Source organism: Pseudomonas sp. LBUM1668 (genome assembly GCF_059695715.1).
Map to the genome: position 1 here is coordinate 5,771,374 of NZ_CP166787.1, position 17,227 is coordinate 5,788,600.

The 17,227-nt window shown below is 59.7% G+C and carries 20 protein-coding genes; 9 read left to right on the forward strand and 11 right to left on the reverse strand.

Features of this window, described 5'->3' with window-relative positions; translation table 11 throughout:
• Positions 1-76 precede the first annotated feature (76 nt).
• Positions 77-2,920 carry a class I adenylate cyclase gene (locus tag ACA061_RS26090; RefSeq protein ID WP_497300277.1) on the forward strand — a complete coding sequence of 948 codons (2,844 nt, stop codon included), beginning with the start codon at positions 77-79 and terminating at the stop codon, positions 2,918-2,920.
• A 6-nt stretch (positions 2,921-2,926) separates the two neighbouring features.
• Here the strand turns inward: ACA061_RS26090 and rnk are convergent, their stop codons facing one another.
• From rnk to cyaY, 3 genes are all read right to left on the reverse strand, one after another.
• Positions 2,927-3,337 carry a nucleoside diphosphate kinase regulator gene (gene rnk, locus ACA061_RS26095; protein WP_042561713.1) on the reverse strand — a complete coding sequence of 137 codons (411 nt, stop codon included), beginning with the start codon at positions 3,335-3,337 and terminating at the stop codon, positions 2,927-2,929.
• 257 nt (positions 3,338-3,594) lie between these two features.
• Complete coding sequence (locus tag ACA061_RS26100; RefSeq protein ID WP_150604800.1) at positions 3,595-3,813, reverse strand: DUF1289 domain-containing protein; 219 nt, start codon at positions 3,811-3,813, stop codon at positions 3,595-3,597.
• Between the two features lie 3 nt (positions 3,814-3,816).
• Positions 3,817-4,149: an iron donor protein CyaY gene (gene cyaY / locus ACA061_RS26105; RefSeq protein ID WP_042561714.1), complete on the reverse strand. Its 333-nt coding sequence runs from the start codon at positions 4,147-4,149 to the stop codon at positions 3,817-3,819.
• A gap of 303 nt (positions 4,150-4,452) precedes the next feature.
• On the opposite strand from cyaY, the gene lptM reads away from it, so the two are divergent.
• Genes lptM through ACA061_RS26135 form a run of 6 tightly spaced genes read left to right on the forward strand, consistent with a single transcriptional unit; the run spans position 4,453 to position 9,062 of the window.
• The gene (lptM, locus tag ACA061_RS26110) at positions 4,453-4,626 is read left to right on the forward strand and encodes an LPS translocon maturation chaperone LptM (protein ID WP_150616837.1); all 174 of its coding nucleotides are present in this window, start codon (positions 4,453-4,455) and stop codon (positions 4,624-4,626) included.
• Between the two features lie 9 nt (positions 4,627-4,635).
• Positions 4,636-5,883 carry a diaminopimelate decarboxylase gene (gene lysA, locus ACA061_RS26115; RefSeq protein ID WP_150616838.1) on the forward strand — a complete coding sequence of 416 codons (1,248 nt, stop codon included), beginning with the start codon at positions 4,636-4,638 and terminating at the stop codon, positions 5,881-5,883.
• A gap of 3 nt (positions 5,884-5,886) precedes the next feature.
• The gene (gene dapF, locus ACA061_RS26120; protein WP_150604802.1) at positions 5,887-6,717 is read left to right on the forward strand and encodes a diaminopimelate epimerase; all 831 of its coding nucleotides are present in this window, start codon (positions 5,887-5,889) and stop codon (positions 6,715-6,717) included.
• Positions 6,718-6,730: 13 nt separating this feature from the next.
• Positions 6,731-7,456 (forward strand): DUF484 family protein, encoded by a 726-nt coding sequence (locus ACA061_RS26125; RefSeq protein ID WP_150604803.1) that lies wholly within the window; start codon positions 6,731-6,733, stop codon positions 7,454-7,456.
• A 2-nt stretch (positions 7,457-7,458) separates the two neighbouring features.
• A complete protein-coding gene (gene xerC, locus ACA061_RS26130; RefSeq protein ID WP_497300278.1) occupies positions 7,459-8,358 on the forward strand; it encodes a tyrosine recombinase XerC in 900 nt (299 codons plus the stop codon).
• Positions 8,355-9,062, forward strand: coding sequence for an HAD family hydrolase (locus tag ACA061_RS26135; RefSeq protein WP_150604804.1), 708 nt, complete (start codon positions 8,355-8,357; stop codon positions 9,060-9,062). The genes xerC and ACA061_RS26135 overlap by 4 nt, the downstream gene beginning before the upstream one ends.
• Before the next feature lie 233 nt (positions 9,063-9,295).
• On the opposite strand, the gene sutA is transcribed toward ACA061_RS26135, so the two are convergent.
• The 4 genes from sutA to glnK all read right to left on the reverse strand — a co-directional run bounded on the left by sutA (position 9,296) and on the right by glnK (position 12,077).
• On the reverse strand, positions 9,296-9,622 hold the full coding sequence (sutA, locus tag ACA061_RS26140) for a dormancy-specific transcriptional regulator SutA (RefSeq protein WP_042561721.1): 327 nt from the start codon (positions 9,620-9,622) through the stop codon (positions 9,296-9,298).
• Between the two features lie 100 nt (positions 9,623-9,722).
• Entirely contained in the window at positions 9,723-10,148 is a 426-nt protein-coding gene (locus ACA061_RS26145; protein ID WP_150593475.1) for a secondary thiamine-phosphate synthase enzyme YjbQ, read from the reverse strand.
• A 215-nt stretch (positions 10,149-10,363) separates the two neighbouring features.
• Positions 10,364-11,701 (reverse strand): ammonium transporter, encoded by a 1,338-nt coding sequence (locus ACA061_RS26150; RefSeq protein WP_150604805.1) that lies wholly within the window; start codon positions 11,699-11,701, stop codon positions 10,364-10,366.
• A 37-nt stretch (positions 11,702-11,738) separates the two neighbouring features.
• Entirely contained in the window at positions 11,739-12,077 is a 339-nt protein-coding gene (glnK, locus tag ACA061_RS26155) for a P-II family nitrogen regulator (RefSeq protein ID WP_002555808.1), read from the reverse strand.
• A 414-nt stretch (positions 12,078-12,491) separates the two neighbouring features.
• Here glnK and ACA061_RS26160 point away from each other — a divergent pair, with 414 nt between their 5' ends.
• The gene (locus ACA061_RS26160; protein ID WP_008086041.1) at positions 12,492-12,752 is read left to right on the forward strand and encodes an accessory factor UbiK family protein; all 261 of its coding nucleotides are present in this window, start codon (positions 12,492-12,494) and stop codon (positions 12,750-12,752) included.
• Between the two features lie 60 nt (positions 12,753-12,812).
• Here the strand turns inward: ACA061_RS26160 and ACA061_RS26165 are convergent, their stop codons facing one another.
• From ACA061_RS26165 to ACA061_RS26175, 3 genes are read right to left on the reverse strand one after another with little or no spacing between them, the layout of a single operon-like run.
• Positions 12,813-13,373, reverse strand: coding sequence for a nucleotidyltransferase family protein (locus ACA061_RS26165; RefSeq protein WP_210553384.1), 561 nt, complete (start codon positions 13,371-13,373; stop codon positions 12,813-12,815).
• Between the two features lie 44 nt (positions 13,374-13,417).
• Complete coding sequence (locus ACA061_RS26170) at positions 13,418-13,723, reverse strand: HigA family addiction module antitoxin (RefSeq protein WP_210553383.1); 306 nt, start codon at positions 13,721-13,723, stop codon at positions 13,418-13,420.
• A gap of 7 nt (positions 13,724-13,730) precedes the next feature.
• Complete coding sequence (locus ACA061_RS26175; protein WP_123532696.1) at positions 13,731-14,009, reverse strand: type II toxin-antitoxin system RelE/ParE family toxin; 279 nt, start codon at positions 14,007-14,009, stop codon at positions 13,731-13,733.
• 324 nt (positions 14,010-14,333) lie between these two features.
• Between ACA061_RS26175 and ACA061_RS26180 the strand changes: the two genes are divergently transcribed.
• Positions 14,334-15,827: a YifB family Mg chelatase-like AAA ATPase gene (locus ACA061_RS26180; RefSeq protein ID WP_497300279.1), complete on the forward strand. Its 1,494-nt coding sequence runs from the start codon at positions 14,334-14,336 to the stop codon at positions 15,825-15,827.
• On the opposite strand, the gene ACA061_RS26185 is transcribed toward ACA061_RS26180, so the two are convergent.
• Complete coding sequence (locus ACA061_RS26185; RefSeq protein ID WP_150604809.1) at positions 15,824-17,038, reverse strand: aldose 1-epimerase family protein; 1,215 nt, start codon at positions 17,036-17,038, stop codon at positions 15,824-15,826. The genes ACA061_RS26180 and ACA061_RS26185 overlap by 4 nt on opposite strands.
• Positions 17,039-17,227: the final 189 nt, after the last annotated feature.

Here is a 17,227-nt window from a genome sequence, read left to right on the forward strand (position 1 = left end):
TCCCGCCGCGCAAAGGCTAAACTGCCCCTCTTCCGAGACCCTCTACGTCCGAGCCTGCGAGCCGGTTTGAGCTGACATGACGCGCACCCATGAAATCCGCCCCGACCTGGACGAAGGAATCGACCGCAAGGTACTCAGCCAACTGCGCGCGCGTTTCCTCAAACTCAACGAAGGTCGACTGGGCCGCGCACTGGAAGGCTTGTCGACGCGCCAGCAAAGTGTGCTGACGCTGCTGCCGCTGTTCTTTCACGTCAACCATCCGCTGCTGCCGGGTTACGTCTCGGGCAGTACGCCGGCCGGCCTGTCGAATTACGAGCCGGACACCAATACCCTCGCAGAAGCCCAGCGCCTGACCCGTTCGTTCTCCTACAAGCCGCGCCACGGCAGCAATCCGCCGCGACCGATTCATGGTCTGTTCCTGATGGGCAGTCTCGGCACCCTGGCCCAGGCCGATCAAAGCGACATGGATGTGTGGGTGTGTCACGCGCCGGACCTGAGCGAAAACGAGCTCGCTGAACTGGGCAAGAAATGCCAGCTCCTCGAAACCTGGGCCGCGAGCCAGGGCGCCGAGGCGCATTTCTTTTTGATCGACCCGGTGCGTTTCGTCAAAGGTGAGCGCGACACCCAGCTCAGCTCCGAAAACTGCGGCAGCACTCAGCACTACCTGCTGCTCGACGAGTTTTATCGCACCGCGATCTGGCTGGCCGGGCGCACGCCAATCTGGTGGCTGGTGCCGGTATACGAAGAAACGACCTACGACAGCTACACCCACACGCTGCTGTCCAAGCGTTTTATCCGCGCCGACGAAACCCTCGACCTTGGGCATCTGGCGACGATTCCACCGGGTGAGTTCATCGGCGCCGGGCTGTGGCAGTTGTTCAAGGGCATCGAGTCGCCTTACAAATCGGTGCTCAAACTGCTGCTGACCGAGGTTTATGCCAGCGAACATCCGCAGGTGCGGTGCCTGAGCCTGCGCTTCAAAAAAGCCGTGTTCGCCAATCAGCTCGATCTGGATGAACTGGACCCTTACATGGTCGTGTATCGGCGCATCGAGGAATACCTCATCGCTCGCAACGAACCGGAACGTCTGGAGCTGGTGCGACGAGCGCTGTACCTCAAGGTCAATCGCAAGCTCACGGGCAACAGCCGCACGCAGAGCTGGCAACGCTCGCTGCTGGAACGACTGGCCAACGAATGGCACTGGGATCAGCGGCAACTTGCCCTGCTCGACAGCCGCAGCCAGTGGAAAGTCCGGCAGGTCAGCGCCGAACGCCGCGCGCTGGTCAACGAACTCAATTACAGCTATCGCTTCCTGACCCAGTTCGCCCGCACCGAGCAGACCGTCAGCCTGATCAACAAGCGCGATCTCAACGTGCTGGGCCGCAGGTTGTACGCGGCATTCGAGCGCAAGGCCGACAAGGTCGAGTTTATCAACCCCGGCATCGCTCCGGATCTGGCCGAAGACACCCTGACCCTGGTGCAATCGCGCAACAAGAAGGAACCGGGACAAACTCAGTGGGGCCTGTACAACGGCAGCCTCACGGCGCATGAGTGGGAACATTTCGCGCCGATCAAACGCAGCCGCGAGCTGTTGGAACTGTTGACCTGGTGCCACCGCAACGGCGTGATCGACAGCAGCACCCGCCTGGCCCTGCATCCCGGCAACAGCGACTTGAGCGAGTTCGAGCTGTTCAACCTGCTCGGCAGCCTGCAACAGTGCATCGCCCTGCCCTTGCCCACCGTTGCCGAAGAGCGGCTGCTGCGCGCCGCCGTGCCCGGCGAAGTGCTGATGCTGGTGAACGTCGGCGTCGATCCGCTCAAGCATCACCGCGACCTCAACATCCTCATGACCACCGAGCGCACCGACTCGCTGAGCTATGCCGGCGTGCGCGAGAACCTCGTGCTGACCCTCGATCAGGTCACGCTCAACAGCTGGAATGAAGTGCTGGTCAACCGCTTCGACGGACCTCACGCCCTGCTCGATTGCCTGCGCGACTACCTCAACAATTTGCCGCGCGGGCCGTTACAGCCGTCGCTGAAGGTGCGCTGTTTCTGCCATAACCGCGCGCAGTTCATCGCCCGGCGCGTGGAAGAAATCGTCGACACCGCGCAGAACCTGCTGCTCAGCGAATTGAATCACCGCTACCTGATTCAGGTGCAACAGCACTATCACGTGCTGGAGCTGGTGCCCGGACAGGTCAACCACGTCGCGCTCGCCACCCTGCCGGCACTGCTCGATTACCTTGGCGAGGAGCAGGCGCGCTACAGCCCGCTGCACCTTGATCCGATGGCACTGGAAGATCACGACCTTGCGCTGATCCTGCCGATGGGCCAGCCGGAATGCATTCAGGTGTTCTACCGGATCACCGAGCAGCACGCCGAGGTCTGCGTTCTGGACGAATTCAATGCGCTGTGGCAGCAGCACTTGCCGTATCACGACGAGCAAAGCCTGCTGGCGCCGCTGCAACGTTTCCTGCAATCGATCCAGTATCGGCGCGAGGCGCTGCTGCCGATGGAGGCCGCTCCCTCGGCCAGCCTCGAAATCCTGTATTACCAGTTATTGCCTTCAGGCCAGGGACGGGCACGGCGCGTCGAAGCGCGGCCAATGCCGCAGACGCCAGCCAACAAACCGTTCTACGACGTGCAGGCGATCATCGGCAAAGCCGCACCGGGGGAAGTGCAGGTCACGCTGTATTGCAATCAACGGGAGTTCAGCGAGCTGGAACACGGCGACCAGCTGTTCAGCGTGGTCGCCCGGGAGATCGTCGGGCAGCGCCGTGAGACCGAACGCTATCGTTGCTACATCACCGACCTGGACCTGTCCGGCCTGCTCGGTGACGGGCAAAGCTCAAGCAATCTGTATCTACGCTACAAGGCTGACCTAGAGCGCGCCCTGAACGAGGCACTCGAACAGGTCTGAGTGAATTTACTCGGGAAACGCGCCACCGTTGGCCGGTTGCGATTCGACTTCAAGCAGGGTCAGTTTCAGGGTCTTGCCGCCCGGAGCCGGCCAGTCGATGTGCTGACCAACCTTCAGGCCCAGCAGCGCGCTGCCGACCGGTGCGAGAATCGAAATCTTGCCTTCATCGGCATTGGCATCCTTGGGATAGACCAGCGTCAGATGGTAATCCTTGCCACTGCCTTCTTCGCGGCAGTGCACGCGGGAATTCATCGTCACGACATCGGCAGGCACTTCATCGTGGCTGACGAGGGTGTCGGCGCGGTCCAGTTCGGTTTGCAACGCAATCACGCCCGGCAGCGTGTCATCCAGGCTGTCGATCAGGCGCTCCAGACGTTGAACGTCCAGACGGGTAAGGGTGATGGAAGGTGCGGTCATGATCCGGGCAGACTCCTTTCTTCTGCGCAAAAAAAGCAAAAAACCCCGCCAAAAAAGGCGGGGTTTTCACCAGGCCTCGATGGGTTGAGGCGTTCCCGGACACTATCACAGCTCAAAAAATATACAAGCCATGCCCACAGGCTGAACAAAAACCCTGTGGTGAGGGGATTTATCCCCGATGGGTCGCGCAGCGGCCCCAAGCTTTTGAGACTGCTGCGCAGTCTGTCGGGGATAAATCCCCTCACCACAGGACCGGGTCAGGCTTGGGATTTGCGTGCAGCGGCTTGGGTAACGATCACTCGCCGCCGCTCATCATCCGCAGAGCGCCACTCACGAATATCTTCAACATGCCGGAAGCAGCCGAGGCAGACCTTTTGTTCGTCCAGCCGACACACGCCGCTGCACGGCGAAGGCACCGCCGGGCTGATATTGCTGTAGAGCGGCTTGGGCGGACGAACGGGGGCGGTGTCAGTCACGAATCACAGGCCTTCGAAATCGAATTCGGCGCCAGCCTGCTGCTTGACGATGCGTTCAAGCATCTCGCCCAACTGCTCTTCGCTCTTGTCACACATCCAGCGCTCGCTTTCTTCGTCGTAATCGAAGTGGAAACCACCCGAGACGGCCGCCAGCCACAGCTGACGCAGCGGCTCCTGACGGCTGAAGATCAGCTGCGAGCCGTTTTCGAACTTGACGGTCAGCACACCGGCCGAACTTTCCAGATCGATATCCAGATCGCTCTCGTCAAAGATGTCTTCCAGTTTTTCCTGGGTGTCATCGACCAGATCGTGGAAACGGGCTTCGGACAAACTCATTGTGGCAACCTCAAAAAATGTCTGATCAGGCTCAAGCGCCGCAAGATACGGACGCTGCTGGCTGATTGCAAAGGATAACGACCAAGTGCCTGCACCGCCCCTGTGAGAGCTGGCTTGCCAGCGATGAGGCCGGCAAATTCACCATCGATGGCGACTGAACCACCGCTATCGCGGGCAAGCCCGCTCCCACAGGGTTTTGTGTGTAACCAATCAGCCCCGCCGGACGGGAGGCCCGTCGCATAGGCAAGCTGCCGGGTGGCCGGTATACTCCGGCGCAATTAACGTATTTTCAAGGATTTCGCCATGAAGCGCCTGATCTCTTCCCTTGCTGCGCTCGTCGCGGTTGCCTGCCTTGTCTCGGCCTGCGGTCAAAAAGGCCCGCTTTATCTGCCCGACGACAGTCAGGACCCGGCCGAGCAAGCCCAGTCGTCGCAAAAGCAGCCTGCTTCCAAAGCACACAAGCACGACGTTTACTAAGGGATCGCCATGGACGCTTTTAACTACCGTGGCGGGGAGCTGTTCGCGGAAGGTGTGGCGTTGTCCGCCATCGCCGACCGCTTCGGCACACCGACCTACGTTTACTCGCGCGCACACATCGAAGCCCAGTATCTGGCCTACGCCGATGCGCTGGCCGGCATGCCGCACCTGGTGTGCTACGCCGTCAAAGCCAACTCCAACCTCGGCGTGCTGAATGTCCTGGCCCGTCTCGGCGCCGGTTTCGACATCGTTTCCCGTGGCGAGCTGGAACGCGTACTGGCCGCTGGCGGTAGCGCCGACAAGATCGTGTTCTCCGGCGTCGGCAAGACCCGTGACGACATGCGCCGTGCGCTGGAAGTCGGCGTGCACTGCTTCAACGTCGAATCCACCGACGAGCTGGAACGCCTGCAAGTCGTCGCCGCCGAACTGGGTGTTCGCGCACCGGTTTCGCTGCGTGTGAACCCGGACGTCGATGCTGGCACCCACCCGTACATTTCCACCGGTCTCAAAGAGAACAAGTTCGGCATCGCCATCGCCGACGCCGAAGACGTGTATGTGCGCGCTGCGCACTTGCCGAACCTGGAAGTGGTTGGTGTCGACTGCCACATCGGTTCGCAACTGACCACGCTGCCACCGTTCCTTGATGCACTCGACCGCTTGCTGGATCTGGTCGACCGTCTTGGCGATTGCGGCATTCACCTGCGCCACATCGATCTCGGTGGTGGTTTGGGCGTGCGTTATCGCGACGAAGAGCCGCCAATGGCTGCCGACTACATCAAAGCCGTGCGCGAACGTCTGGACGGTCGTGATCTGGCATTGGTGTTCGAACCGGGCCGCTTCATTGTCGCCAACGCCGGCGTGTTGCTGACTCAGGTCGAGTACCTCAAGCACACCGAACACAAAGATTTCGCCATCGTCGACGCGGCGATGAACGACCTGATTCGCCCGGCGCTGTATCAGGCGTGGATGGACGTCACGGCGGTCAAACCACGCGACACCGCCGCGCGCATGTACGACGTTGTTGGCCCGATCTGCGAAACCGGCGACTTCCTCGCCAAGGATCGCGAGCTGGCCCTGGCCGAAGGCGACCTGCTGGCGGTGCATTCGGCCGGCGCCTACGGTTTCGTCATGAGCTCCAACTACAACACTCGCGGCCGTGCGGCCGAAGTGCTGGTGGACGGTGATCAAGTATTTGAAGTGCGTCGCCGCGAAACCGTGGCCGAGCTGTTTGCCGGCGAAAGCCTGCTGCCGGAGTAACCCATGCTGCTGCGTTTTACTAAAATGCACGGCTTGGGCAATGACTTCATGGTTCTCGACCTGGTCAGCCAGCACGCGCATATTCAGCCCAAGCACGCCAAGCAATGGGGCGATCGACACACCGGCATCGGTTTTGACCAGTTGCTGATCGTCGAAGCGCCGAGCAATCCGGACGTCGATTTCCGCTATCGGATCTTCAACTCCGATGGCTCGGAAGTTGAGCAGTGCGGCAACGGTGCACGCTGCTTTGCGCGTTTTGTGCTCGACAAGCGTCTGACTGCCAAACGGCAGATCCGCGTCGAGACCAAGGGCGGCATCATCGAGCTGGACGTGCGTAACGACGGCCAGATCGGCGTGAACATGGGCGCCCCGCGCCTGGTGCCAGCGGACATTCCGTTTGAAGCATCGGCGCAGGCCCTGAGCTATCAGTTGGAAGTCGACGGCACCACGGTCGAGCTGGCCGCCGTGTCGATGGGCAACCCGCATGCCGTGTTGCGCGTGCAGGACATCAACAGCGCTCCGGTGCATGAATTGGGGCCGAAAATCGAGCACCACCCGCGCTTCCCGGCGCGGGTCAATGTCGGTTTTATCCAGATCATCGACCGTAACCGTGCACAACTGCGCGTCTGGGAACGTGGCGCCGGGGAAACCCAGGCCTGCGGCACCGGCGCCTGTGCGGCGGCCGTCGCTGCAATCAGTCAGGGGTGGATGGATTCGCCGCTATTGATCGACCTGCCTGGCGGGCGTCTGTCCATTGAATGGGCAGGCCCTGGCCAACCGGTGCTGATGACCGGTCCGGCAGTGCGTGTATATGAAGGACAAGTGCGTCTTTGAGTGAGCAAAAGCCATGACCGATAAGCCTCAGGTACCCGCCCGACAGTCCGACGAATCAGCGTCCGAGAGCCTGGAGGCGGCAGCGGTTGCCGCATACCTGGAGGCTCATCCGGAGTTTTTCGTCGAGCACGAAGAACTGCTGCCAGCCATGCGCATTCCCCACCGACGTGGCGATACCGTATCGCTGGTCGAGCGGCAGATGACCATCCTGCGCGAACGCAACATCGAGATGCGTCATCGCCTCTCGCAATTGATGGACGTCGCCCGCGACAACGATCGCCTGTTCGACAAGACCCGTCGACTGATCCTCGCCCTGATGGACGCGACCAGTCTGGAAGACCTAGTCATCAGCGTCGAAGACAGCCTGCGTCAGGATTTCCAGGTGCCCTTCGTCAGCCTGATCCTGCTCGGCGACAACCCGGCACCGGTCGGCCGCTGGGTCACTCACGCTGATGCACAAGTCGCGATCGGCGGCCTGCTCACCGAAGGTAAAAGCGTCAGTGGCACCTTGCGTGAGCATGAGCTGGACTTTCTGTTCGGCGAAGAACAACGCAAACAGATCGGCTCCACCGCCGTGGTCGCCATCAGTCATCAGGGCATTCACGGCATTCTGGCCATCGCCAGCCGTGATCCGCAGCACTACAAGAGCTCGGTCGGCACGCTGTTCCTCAGCTACATCGCCGAAGTCATGGGCCGCGTGCTGCCACGGGTCAACAGCTCGCTGCGCTCGGTACGCTGACCATGGAACGACAACTGGACGCTTACTGCGAACACCTGCGCAGTGAGCGACAGGTGTCGCCGCACACGCTGTCGGCCTACCGCCGCGACCTCGATAAAGTCCTCGGCTGGTGCGTCAAACAGAACATCGGCAGTTGGGCCGCGCTGGACATCCAGCGCCTGCGCAGCCTGATCGCGCGCCTGCATGCCCAGGGCCAGTCCTCACGCAGCCTCGCCCGCTTGCTCTCGGCAGTGCGCGGGCTCTACCACTATCTGAACCGCGAAGGCCTCTGCGATCACGATCCGGCCACCGGCCTCGCGCCACCGAAAGGTGAACGTCGCCTGCCGAAAACCCTCGACACCGACCGTGCGCTGCAACTGCTGGAGGGCGCGGTCGAGGATGATTTTCTTGCGCGACGTGATCAGGCAATTCTGGAGTTGTTCTATTCCTCCGGCCTGCGTTTGTCGGAGCTGACCGGGCTCAATCTCGATCAGCTCGACCTCGCCGACGGCATGGTTCAGGTGCTCGGCAAGGGCAGCAAAACCCGTCTGCTGCCGGTCGGCAGAAAGGCCCGCGAAGCCCTCGAACAATGGCTGCCGCTGCGGGCCATGACCAACCCGGCAGATGACGCCGTTTTCGTCAGCCAGCAAGGTCGACGCCTCGGTCCGCGAGCCATTCAGGTGCGGGTCAAACTGGCCGGCGAGCGTGAACTGGGGCAGAACCTGCACCCGCACATGCTGCGGCATTCGTTCGCCAGCCACTTGCTGGAATCCTCGCAGGACCTGCGCGCGGTGCAGGAGCTGCTCGGCCACTCGGATATCAAGACCACGCAGATCTACACCCATCTGGACTTCCAGCACTTGGCGGCGGTCTACGACAACGCCCACCCACGGGCCAAACGCATGAAAGGCGATGATTCATGAGCATCCAGTTGATCACCTTCGACCTCGATGACACCCTTTGGCACACCGCCCCGGTGATTGTCAGTGCCGAAGCCGTATTGCGCGAATGGCTGAGCGAACACGCGCCGAATTTGGGCGCGGTGCCAGTGGAGCATTTGTGGTCGATCCGCGAGCGGGTGCTGGCTAATGAACCGGGCCTCAAACACCGCATCAGTGCGTTGCGCCGGCGGGTGTTGTTCCACGCCTTGGAAGAGGCGGGTTACGCCCATGGCGAAGCGTCGGAGCTGGCGGACAAGAGTTTTGAAGTGTTCTTGCATGCGCGGCATCAGATCGAGGTGTTCCCCGAAGTCGAACCGGTGCTGGAAATTCTCGCCAACCATTACGCCTTGGGCGTGGTCACCAATGGCAACGCCGACGTGCGTCGATTGGGGCTGGCGGATTACTTCAAGTTTGCCCTCTGCGCCGAAGACATCGGCATCGCCAAACCGGATGCGCGACTGTTTCACGAGGCGTTGCAGCGCGGCGGCGTGAGCGCCGAAGCCGCGGTGCATATTGGCGATCATCCGGGCGATGACATTGCCGGGGCGCAGGAGGCAGGGTTGCGCGCGGTGTGGTTCAACCCGGCGGGCAAAGTTTGGGAAGCGGAGCGCTTGCCGGATGCCGAGATTCGCAGCCTGACTGACCTACCCGCGGTGCTTGCCCGCTGGAATGCCACATCCATCTGATACACAACCGCCTTTTTGTGGCGAGGGGATTTATCCCCGATGGGCTGCGAAGCGGCCCCAAATGCAGCACACGCAACAGTCCTGAGACACCGCGCAAGCTGACTTCACGGCTGCTGCGCAACCGATCGGGGATAAATCCCCTCGCCACAGTGACCGCAGCGGTCGTGCATTTTCTAAAGGCATGAAAAAGCCCGCAGCGACGGCGGGCTTTTTCAGCAAGCAAGCGGCACGCCTCAGATAGGGCGGCTGCCGTACTTGTTGTCCGGCTTCTTGGGCGGATCGGCGACCACATTGGCCTCCACTTCCTGCACTTTTCCGCCTCGCGACAGGAACTCTTCCATGGCCTTGGCCAGGGCATCGCGCTCCTTGTTCTTGGCTTCAATGCTCGGCAAATCGTCTACCGACACCGCAGCCTTGGCTTTGCCTTTGGCAGCCGGGGCCGGCGTATCTTCGCCGCCATCGTCGTCAGCAACGTCTTCCGCTGCTGCTTCCAGGCCTTCCTCGGCCTCGTCTTCGTCGCCTACTTCGAGGTCGTCGTTTTCCAGATCATCGTCGCTCATGTTCTACCTCATGACTTGCGAAAAGCAGATTAGTTATAGACCAGCTTTGGCAACTGTCGAAGTCGCCGTTAAAAAATCGTTCGCCGCTGCTGACCAGCGGCTATGCCCCTTCACCGTGCAAGGTGGCGAGGACTTTACGAGCACCGCCGTGATCACGGTGCTCGCCCAGATAAACACCTTGCCAGGTACCCAGTGCCAATCGACCTGCCGAAACCGGCAGACTGATCTGGCAGCCAAGCACGCTGGCCTTGAAGTGCGCCGGGAGGTCGTCCAGGCCTTCGTCGTTATGCTCATAGCCGTCTGTTCCTTGTGGGATCAGACGATTGAAAAATCGTTCGAAGTCGCGACGGACCGCCGGATCGGCGTTCTCGTTGATGGTCAACGATGCCGAGGTGTGCTGCAGCCACAAATGCAACAGACCGACCCGACACTCCCTGAGTTCAGGCAAGCCATGAATCAACTCGTCCGTTACCAGATGAAAGCCCCGGGGCCTTGCCCGCAGGGTAATCAGAGTCTGTTGCCACATACAGTTCTCCGCACGTTCGGGGCGCATTCTAGCGCGCTCTGGGAAAAAACAAAGGCCCTAATATTCCTGCAATGATGTAAGCCTTTGGCCGTAGAAAAACGCTCGTCGTAAACACGACTAAAGGCGTACGAAAAATCCTTTCAGCTGTTCCTTTAACGACAAATCCCGGACAAAAAAATGCCCGGCAAGCCGGGCAATTTTTTTACTGCGCGTACTTACAAGTTGTAGCCGCGTTCGTTGTGTTGTGCCAGATCGAGGCCAACCGACTCTTCTTCCTCGGTCACACGCAGACCCATTACGGCGTCCAGGACCTTGAGGATGACGTAGGTGACGATCGCGGTGTAGATGACCGTGAAGCCGACGCCTTTGATCTGAATCCACACTTGCGCACCGATGTCGGTGACAGTGCCGAAGCCACCCAGGGCAGGCGCTGCGAAAACACCGGTGAGGATCGCGCCGAGGATACCGCCGATACCGTGCACGCCGAAGGCATCCAGGGAGTCGTCGTAACCGAGTTTGCGTTTCAGGGTAGTGGCGCAGAAGAAGCACACCACGCCTGCCGCCAAACCAATCACCAGTGCGCCCATCGGGCCGACGGTGCCGGCAGCCGGCGTGATCGCCACAAGACCGGCAACCACACCCGAAGCAATGCCCAGTGCGCTTGGCTTACCGTGAGTGACCCACTCGGCAAACATCCAGCCCAGTGCAGCAGCAGCGGTCGCGATCTGGGTGACCAGCATCGCCATGCCAGCGGTGCCGTTGGCCGCCGCAGCAGAACCGGCGTTGAAGCCGAACCAGCCGACCCACAGCATCGCCGCGCCCATCAGGGTGTAACCGAGATTGTGCGGAGCCATCGGGGTGGTCGGGAAGCCTTTGCGCTTGCCCAATACCAGGCAGGCAATCAGACCGGCCACACCGGCGTTGATGTGCACCACGGTGCCGCCCGCGAAGTCGAGTACGCCCCAGTCCCACATCAGGCCGCCGTTACCGGACCAGACCATGTGCGCGATCGGCGCATACACCAGAGTGAACCAGATGCCCATGAAGATCAGCATCGCGGAGAACTTCATCCGCTCGGCGAACGCACCGACGATCAACGCCGGAGTGATGATCGCGAAGGTCATCTGGAAGGTGATGAACACCGCCTCAGGGAACAGCGCCGCAGGACCGGTAATACTCGAAGGCGTGACACCGGCGAGGAACGCCTTGCCCATGCCGCCGAAGAACGAGTTGAAGTTGACGACGCCCTGCTCCATGCCGGTGGTGTCGAACGCAATGCTGTAGCCATAAATGACCCACAGGATGCTGATCAGACCGGTAATGGCGAAGCACTGCATCAACACGGAAAGAATGTTTTTCGAGCGAACCATGCCGCCGTAGAACAGCGCCAGGCCGGGAATGGTCATGAACAGCACGAGGGCCGTCGAGGTGAGCATCCAGGCAGTGTCGCCGGAATTGAGGACTGGGGCCGCCACTTCGTCTGCCGCCATTGCAAGGCTTGGCATTACGATGGACAACAGGGCTCCTAGCCCTGCGAATTTACGCAGAGTCATATTGTTTTCTCCTGGGGCGTTGGGTTTGTGGCGGCTTTTAAATCGCGTCGGTATCGGTTTCGCCGGTACGGATGCGAATCGCCTGTTCCAGATTGACCACGAAGATCTTGCCGTCACCGATCTTGCCGGTGTTGGCCGCCTTGGTTATCGCTTCGATAACCCGATCCAGATCCTTGTCGTCGATGGCCACGTCGATTTTCACCTTGGGCAGAAAATCGACCACATATTCCGCGCCGCGATACAGCTCGGTGTGACCCTTCTGCCGGCCGAAGCCTTTGACTTCAGTAACGGTAATGCCCTGCACGCCGATTTCGGACAGCGACTCGCGCACGTCGTCCAACTTGAACGGCTTGATGATGGCAGTGACTAGCTTCATGAAAACTCTCTCCCGAATTGGTGGACTTGCCCCAGGAAAACAAACCCGACTCAAGTCTAAGCGCAGTGCCTGGCTTTGTAACGCATCGTCGGCCATACCTGCCCGACTGACGCCAGCTAACCGCTGCTGACGAAACTCCCCGCTTCGTCTGCCGCACTGCATTCGTCACAGCGACTGCATCAGTGCATGGGTCAAGAGTGACTAAGCAGAAACCTTGCCATCTCGGCAAAAACCTCTGATTTCAATCCCTTGGCCGCTACCGCAAGCACTCGCGTGCAAAACGCTTAGCGGATACGCACAACAACGGTGCGTCGCCGTCCGTCCGCCTGCGCGAAAAGCGTGCATCCCTGGCGACGAGATTGACTATAGACACTGCGTGATACACTGCCGGCCATTGTTTCCAGGACATTTCCCATGCTCGCGCCCAAAGACTTCCTCGACGCCCTGAGCGGCACCGCTTCCCGCCTGTTCAACGGCGACACGCCCCTGCCAAAAGCCGAAATCGAAAGCCAGTTCAAGATGCTGCTGCAAAGTGCCTTCAGCAAACTCGATCTGGTGAGCCGGGAAGAGTTTGATAGCCAGATGGTCGTGCTGGCCCGCACTCGTGCCCGCCTCGAAAGTCTCGAAGCGAAAGTTGCCGAGATGGAAGCGAAGCTGACGCCGCCCGCCGAGTAACACTAAATCCCCCTGTAGGAGCTGCCGAAGGCTGCGATCTTTTGATCAAAGAAAAGGCGTTTACTCGGTAAACTTCAGGTTTGGCCAAGTGCGAGGCCAGTCTTTCCCCTGAATGCGTTCCAGATAGATTTCCCGTTTGTCGATCTGGAACCTTCCTGTAGGTCGAACAACAAGCCGAAACAGATCCTCCAAACCAAGCGGCGCTGCGACCTCCAGAGCGCCTTGCGAGTCGAGCCTGATGGCAATTGCCGTGGCTGTCTCCGGCCAGAACCTGATGGCATCAATTGCGCTGGTATATGGCGTATCAGAATTTCGCAGATGCATGCGCGCCTGGTTCTTTACTGACCAGTTGTATGACGCATCCATGTTTCGCAAACATGCTTCCAGTTCAGTGTCTGACTGAACAGTGGCCCGCCCCGGATCGAACCAGATGACATCTATGTCCGAAGACAGTGGCGAGTGAACACGCTGGTGCAAGTGATCCCAAACCGCGCTACGCAGAAACCCTGCGCCTACCCAGCAATCAGGTAATCCAAGGGATTGCACCAGACTCAATATGCTCATGCGCACTGGGTCGGCTCCGATGAGCGCCTTGATTTGCAACACTTGTTCAGAATTCATAATTCCATTCAGTCACGCATGACTTCACTGCTAGGTCTAAATAATTACGCGCAATGTGCGAGCCGCTCCACCTGATCACGGATAGAAGCACCTCTTTCAATTTCCGCTTTGCGCAAATCGTAAGTCGATTGCAGGTTCAGCCAAAACTCTGGAGTGGTGCCCAGACAGTAGGACAGTCTGAGTGCCATATCAGCGCTGACACCTCTACGCTGTAGAACGATGTCGTTCACCGTCGGAGTGGATACACTCAATGCTCTCGCCAGCGCAGCAGCTGTCAGGTTCAGAGGCTCCAGGTACTCCTCTTTGAGGATCTCGCCAGGATGTACCGGACGCATACCATTCTTAGTCATAGTCACCTCAGTGATAATCGACGATTTCGACATCCTCTGGTCCGTTAAGGCCCCAAACGAAGCAAATGCGCCATTGGGCGTTGATCCGAATGCTGTATTGCCCCTTCCGATTCCCATCCAGGGCTTCGAGTCGATTTCCCGGAGGAGATCGCAGATCAGCTAATACAGCTGCCGCATCAAGCATCGTCAGCTTACGTTCCGCCACACTCAATATGGCTGACCAGAAACGGGTTTTACCGCTGCAGAACAGGTATTCGGTTTCAGAACATCTAAAGCTAACGATCATAGTTTAAAGCTTAACGTTATGCATTAATCTCAAGCTTATTCGTGAAGTCGATAGAATCCAACAAGGCATCCCGCGCTTTCGGTGTTCCCTCAAAGCTTTCGGAAATGGCCTACTCACGCTCCTTCGCTCGCACTTAAAAGATCGACATTTCCTACAGTAATAATCGCTAATTCTGCTTGCAGTTCTGGTTCAGAATATCTCGACTCGCTCCTGCAACATTCTGCGAAACGTTGCCCTGTACACCTCCCTGCTGAAACGACTTCTCCCGACTACCCTTCAAAAACCCGCAGGAAGCGGCTCCCCGATTCAGCTCAAGGAACGACCATGTCCCTCTCCATCGTCCACAGCCGCGCCCAGATTGGCGTGGATGCTCCCGCCGTCACCGTCGAAGTTCATCTCGCAAACGGTCTGCCCTCCCTGACCATGGTCGGCCTGCCCGAAGCGGCGGTGAAGGAGAGCAAGGACCGGGTCCGCAGCGCGATCATCAATTCCGGGCTGCAGTTTCCGGCGCGCCGAATCACCTTGAATCTGGCGCCGGCAGACTTACCCAAGGATGGCGGGCGGTTTGATCTGGCCATTGCCTTGGGGATTCTGTCGGCGAGTGTGCAGGTGCCGTGTCTGACGCTGGATGATGTGGAGTGCCTCGGCGAACTGGCGTTATCCGGCGCGGTGCGGCCGGTACGCGGCGTGTTGCCGGCAGCGTTGGCGGCGCGCAAGGCCGGACGGGCACTGGTGGTGCCGCGGGCGAATGCCGAGGAGGCCTGCCTGGCGTCGGGGTTGAAGGTGTATGCGGTTGATCATTTGCTGGAAGCGGTGGCGCATTTCAATGGGCATACGCCGGTGGAGCCCTACGTATCGGACGGTTTGATCCATGCCGCCAGACCCTATCCCGATCTCAATGAAGTACAAGGGCAGATGGCCGCCAAACGAGCGCTGCTGATTGCTGCAGCAGGTGCGCATAACCTGTTGTTCAGCGGGCCGCCGGGGACGGGCAAGACGCTGCTGGCCAGTCGACTGCCGGGTTTGCTGCCACCGTTGTCCGAATGCGAAGCGCTTGAGGTGGCGGCGATTCAATCGGTCGCCAGCGGCGTGCCACTGACCCATTGGCCGCAGCGCCCCTTTCGCCAGCCGCATCACTCAGCATCCGGCCCGGCACTGGTCGGCGGCAGTTCGAAACCACAACCCGGCGAGATCACCCTCGCCCACCACGGCGTGCTGTTTCTCGACGAACTGCCGGAGTTTGATCGCAAGGTGCTGGAGGTGCTGCGCGAGCCGCTGGAGTCCGGGCATATCGTGATTGCCCGCGCCAAGGATCGCGTGCGTTTCCCGGCGCGGTTTCAGTTGGTGGCGGCGATGAATCCATGTCCCTGTGGATATCTTGGCGAGCCGAGTGGCAAGTGTTCGTGCACGCCGGACATGGTGCAGCGCTATCGCAACAAGCTCTCGGGGCCGTTACTGGACCGGATCGATTTGCACCTGACGGTGGCGCGGGAAGCGACGGCGTTGAATCCGCAAGTGAAACCGGGAGAGGACAGCGCCAGCGCGGCGGCTTTGGTAGCCGACGCTCGTGAACGACAGCAAAAGCGTCAAGGCTGCGCCAATGCATTTCTGGACTTGCCTGGACTGAAAAGGCACTGCAAGTTATCCACAACCGACGAAACCTGGCTGGAGTCAGCCTGTGAAAGGCTGACTTTATCGCTTCGCTCGGCACATCGGTTACTCAAGGTTGCCCGGACACTGGCAGACCTCGAGCAAGTCGATGCAATCAGACGTGAGCACCTGGCCGAAGCGCTGCAATACCGGCCGGCGACGCCTTAATGCTCGGTCAGATCAACCAGCGGCATCTGCCGCACTTCAGTTTCGCGTCCGGCCTGAATCTCGGTCACGCGCTTCAACGCGTTATCCACAGCCCCTTTGTCCGGGAGCAGGCTGTAGCTGATCTGGAACTGTTTGTGTTCCTTGGGCGCAATGGTCGGCACCAGATTCAGCGGACGCTGATAGCGGCGGTTGTAGGAAAAACTGGTGCCCGGCTCCAGTCCCGTGACATAGCCCTGCCCTTGGGTGTCAGTATTTTTCCACAGGGAAAACACTGGCAACTGCTGGGTATTGAAGCCAACAGAAACACCGAGGCTGCCCGCCTTGTTATGCAGAACAGTCAGGGTTTCGCCTTTGGCATCCGCATAGGGCACGACGTTGTAGACGGTTTCGTCGTAATCCTTGGTCGGGGCGCGGTAGGTCTGCCAGTCGGGCAAATCGCCCTTGGCCTTGTCGTTGAAAGGCGACACCTGTTTTACCGGTGCAGCAAAGCGTGCGCCCTGCTCGAGGAATGGCGTACTGAAGTTGCTGTGATACAGCGCCTGATATTCCTTTGGATAGTCGCCGTTGTTGGTCAACGTATCGTTGAGTGCGAAGCGCACGCTGCCAGGCACGGTGACCAGTTCAGTGACAACCGAAAAGTCGACTTTCTTGAACGCCTGCTCTTTCAGCTCGCCGCGCAAACTGATGGCGTAGGGTGGTTTTTCATCGATGTGCAGCGTGACAGTACTGGCCGGGATGTTGGCGGCGCGTCCGTGCAGGGTCAGCAGCTCACCATTGTCCATGCCGGGATGTCCGACCCATTCGTAACCACAGCGGGTCACCAACTCGTTGAAACCTTCCAGCCAGCCCAGACCACCGCGCCCATTGAGCTCAATGAATGCCGGGTTGACCACATCCTTGACCGGCGAATCCCAGCCCATTCGCACGCTGCCAACGGAAGCGTGCAGGACATTCATGCCACGGGTTGGCACCACCGAGAGTTTCATCGTGCCGTTATCGATGTCGACAATACTGACGCCTTCCTGCCGCCCACCATGCAAGGTTCGCAAGCTCACAGAAAACGGCTTTTCGGTTTTCACGCCGAGCTGTTCACTGGTGACGGTCCAGTTTTGCGCAGGTTTGTCAGTATCTAGGAGGACGTAATCCCATGCCATTGCGTGGGAGGCAGCGGACAGTGCGCCGAGTGCGGCGACAAGTTTGAGCGGGGTCATGGCAGCAGCCTTTATTGGAGTTGTGCCATTTTTATAGCGCTGCGGAAACGTTTCAGCAAGTGTAAAAGCAGTGATAGCGCTGCAATGAATCCGCGATCAGCGGTGATGCAATCGCGGGCAAGCCCGCTCCCACAGGGCTCAAGGGCGAACACAATTTTTGCGCACACCCGATATACCTGTGGGAGCGGG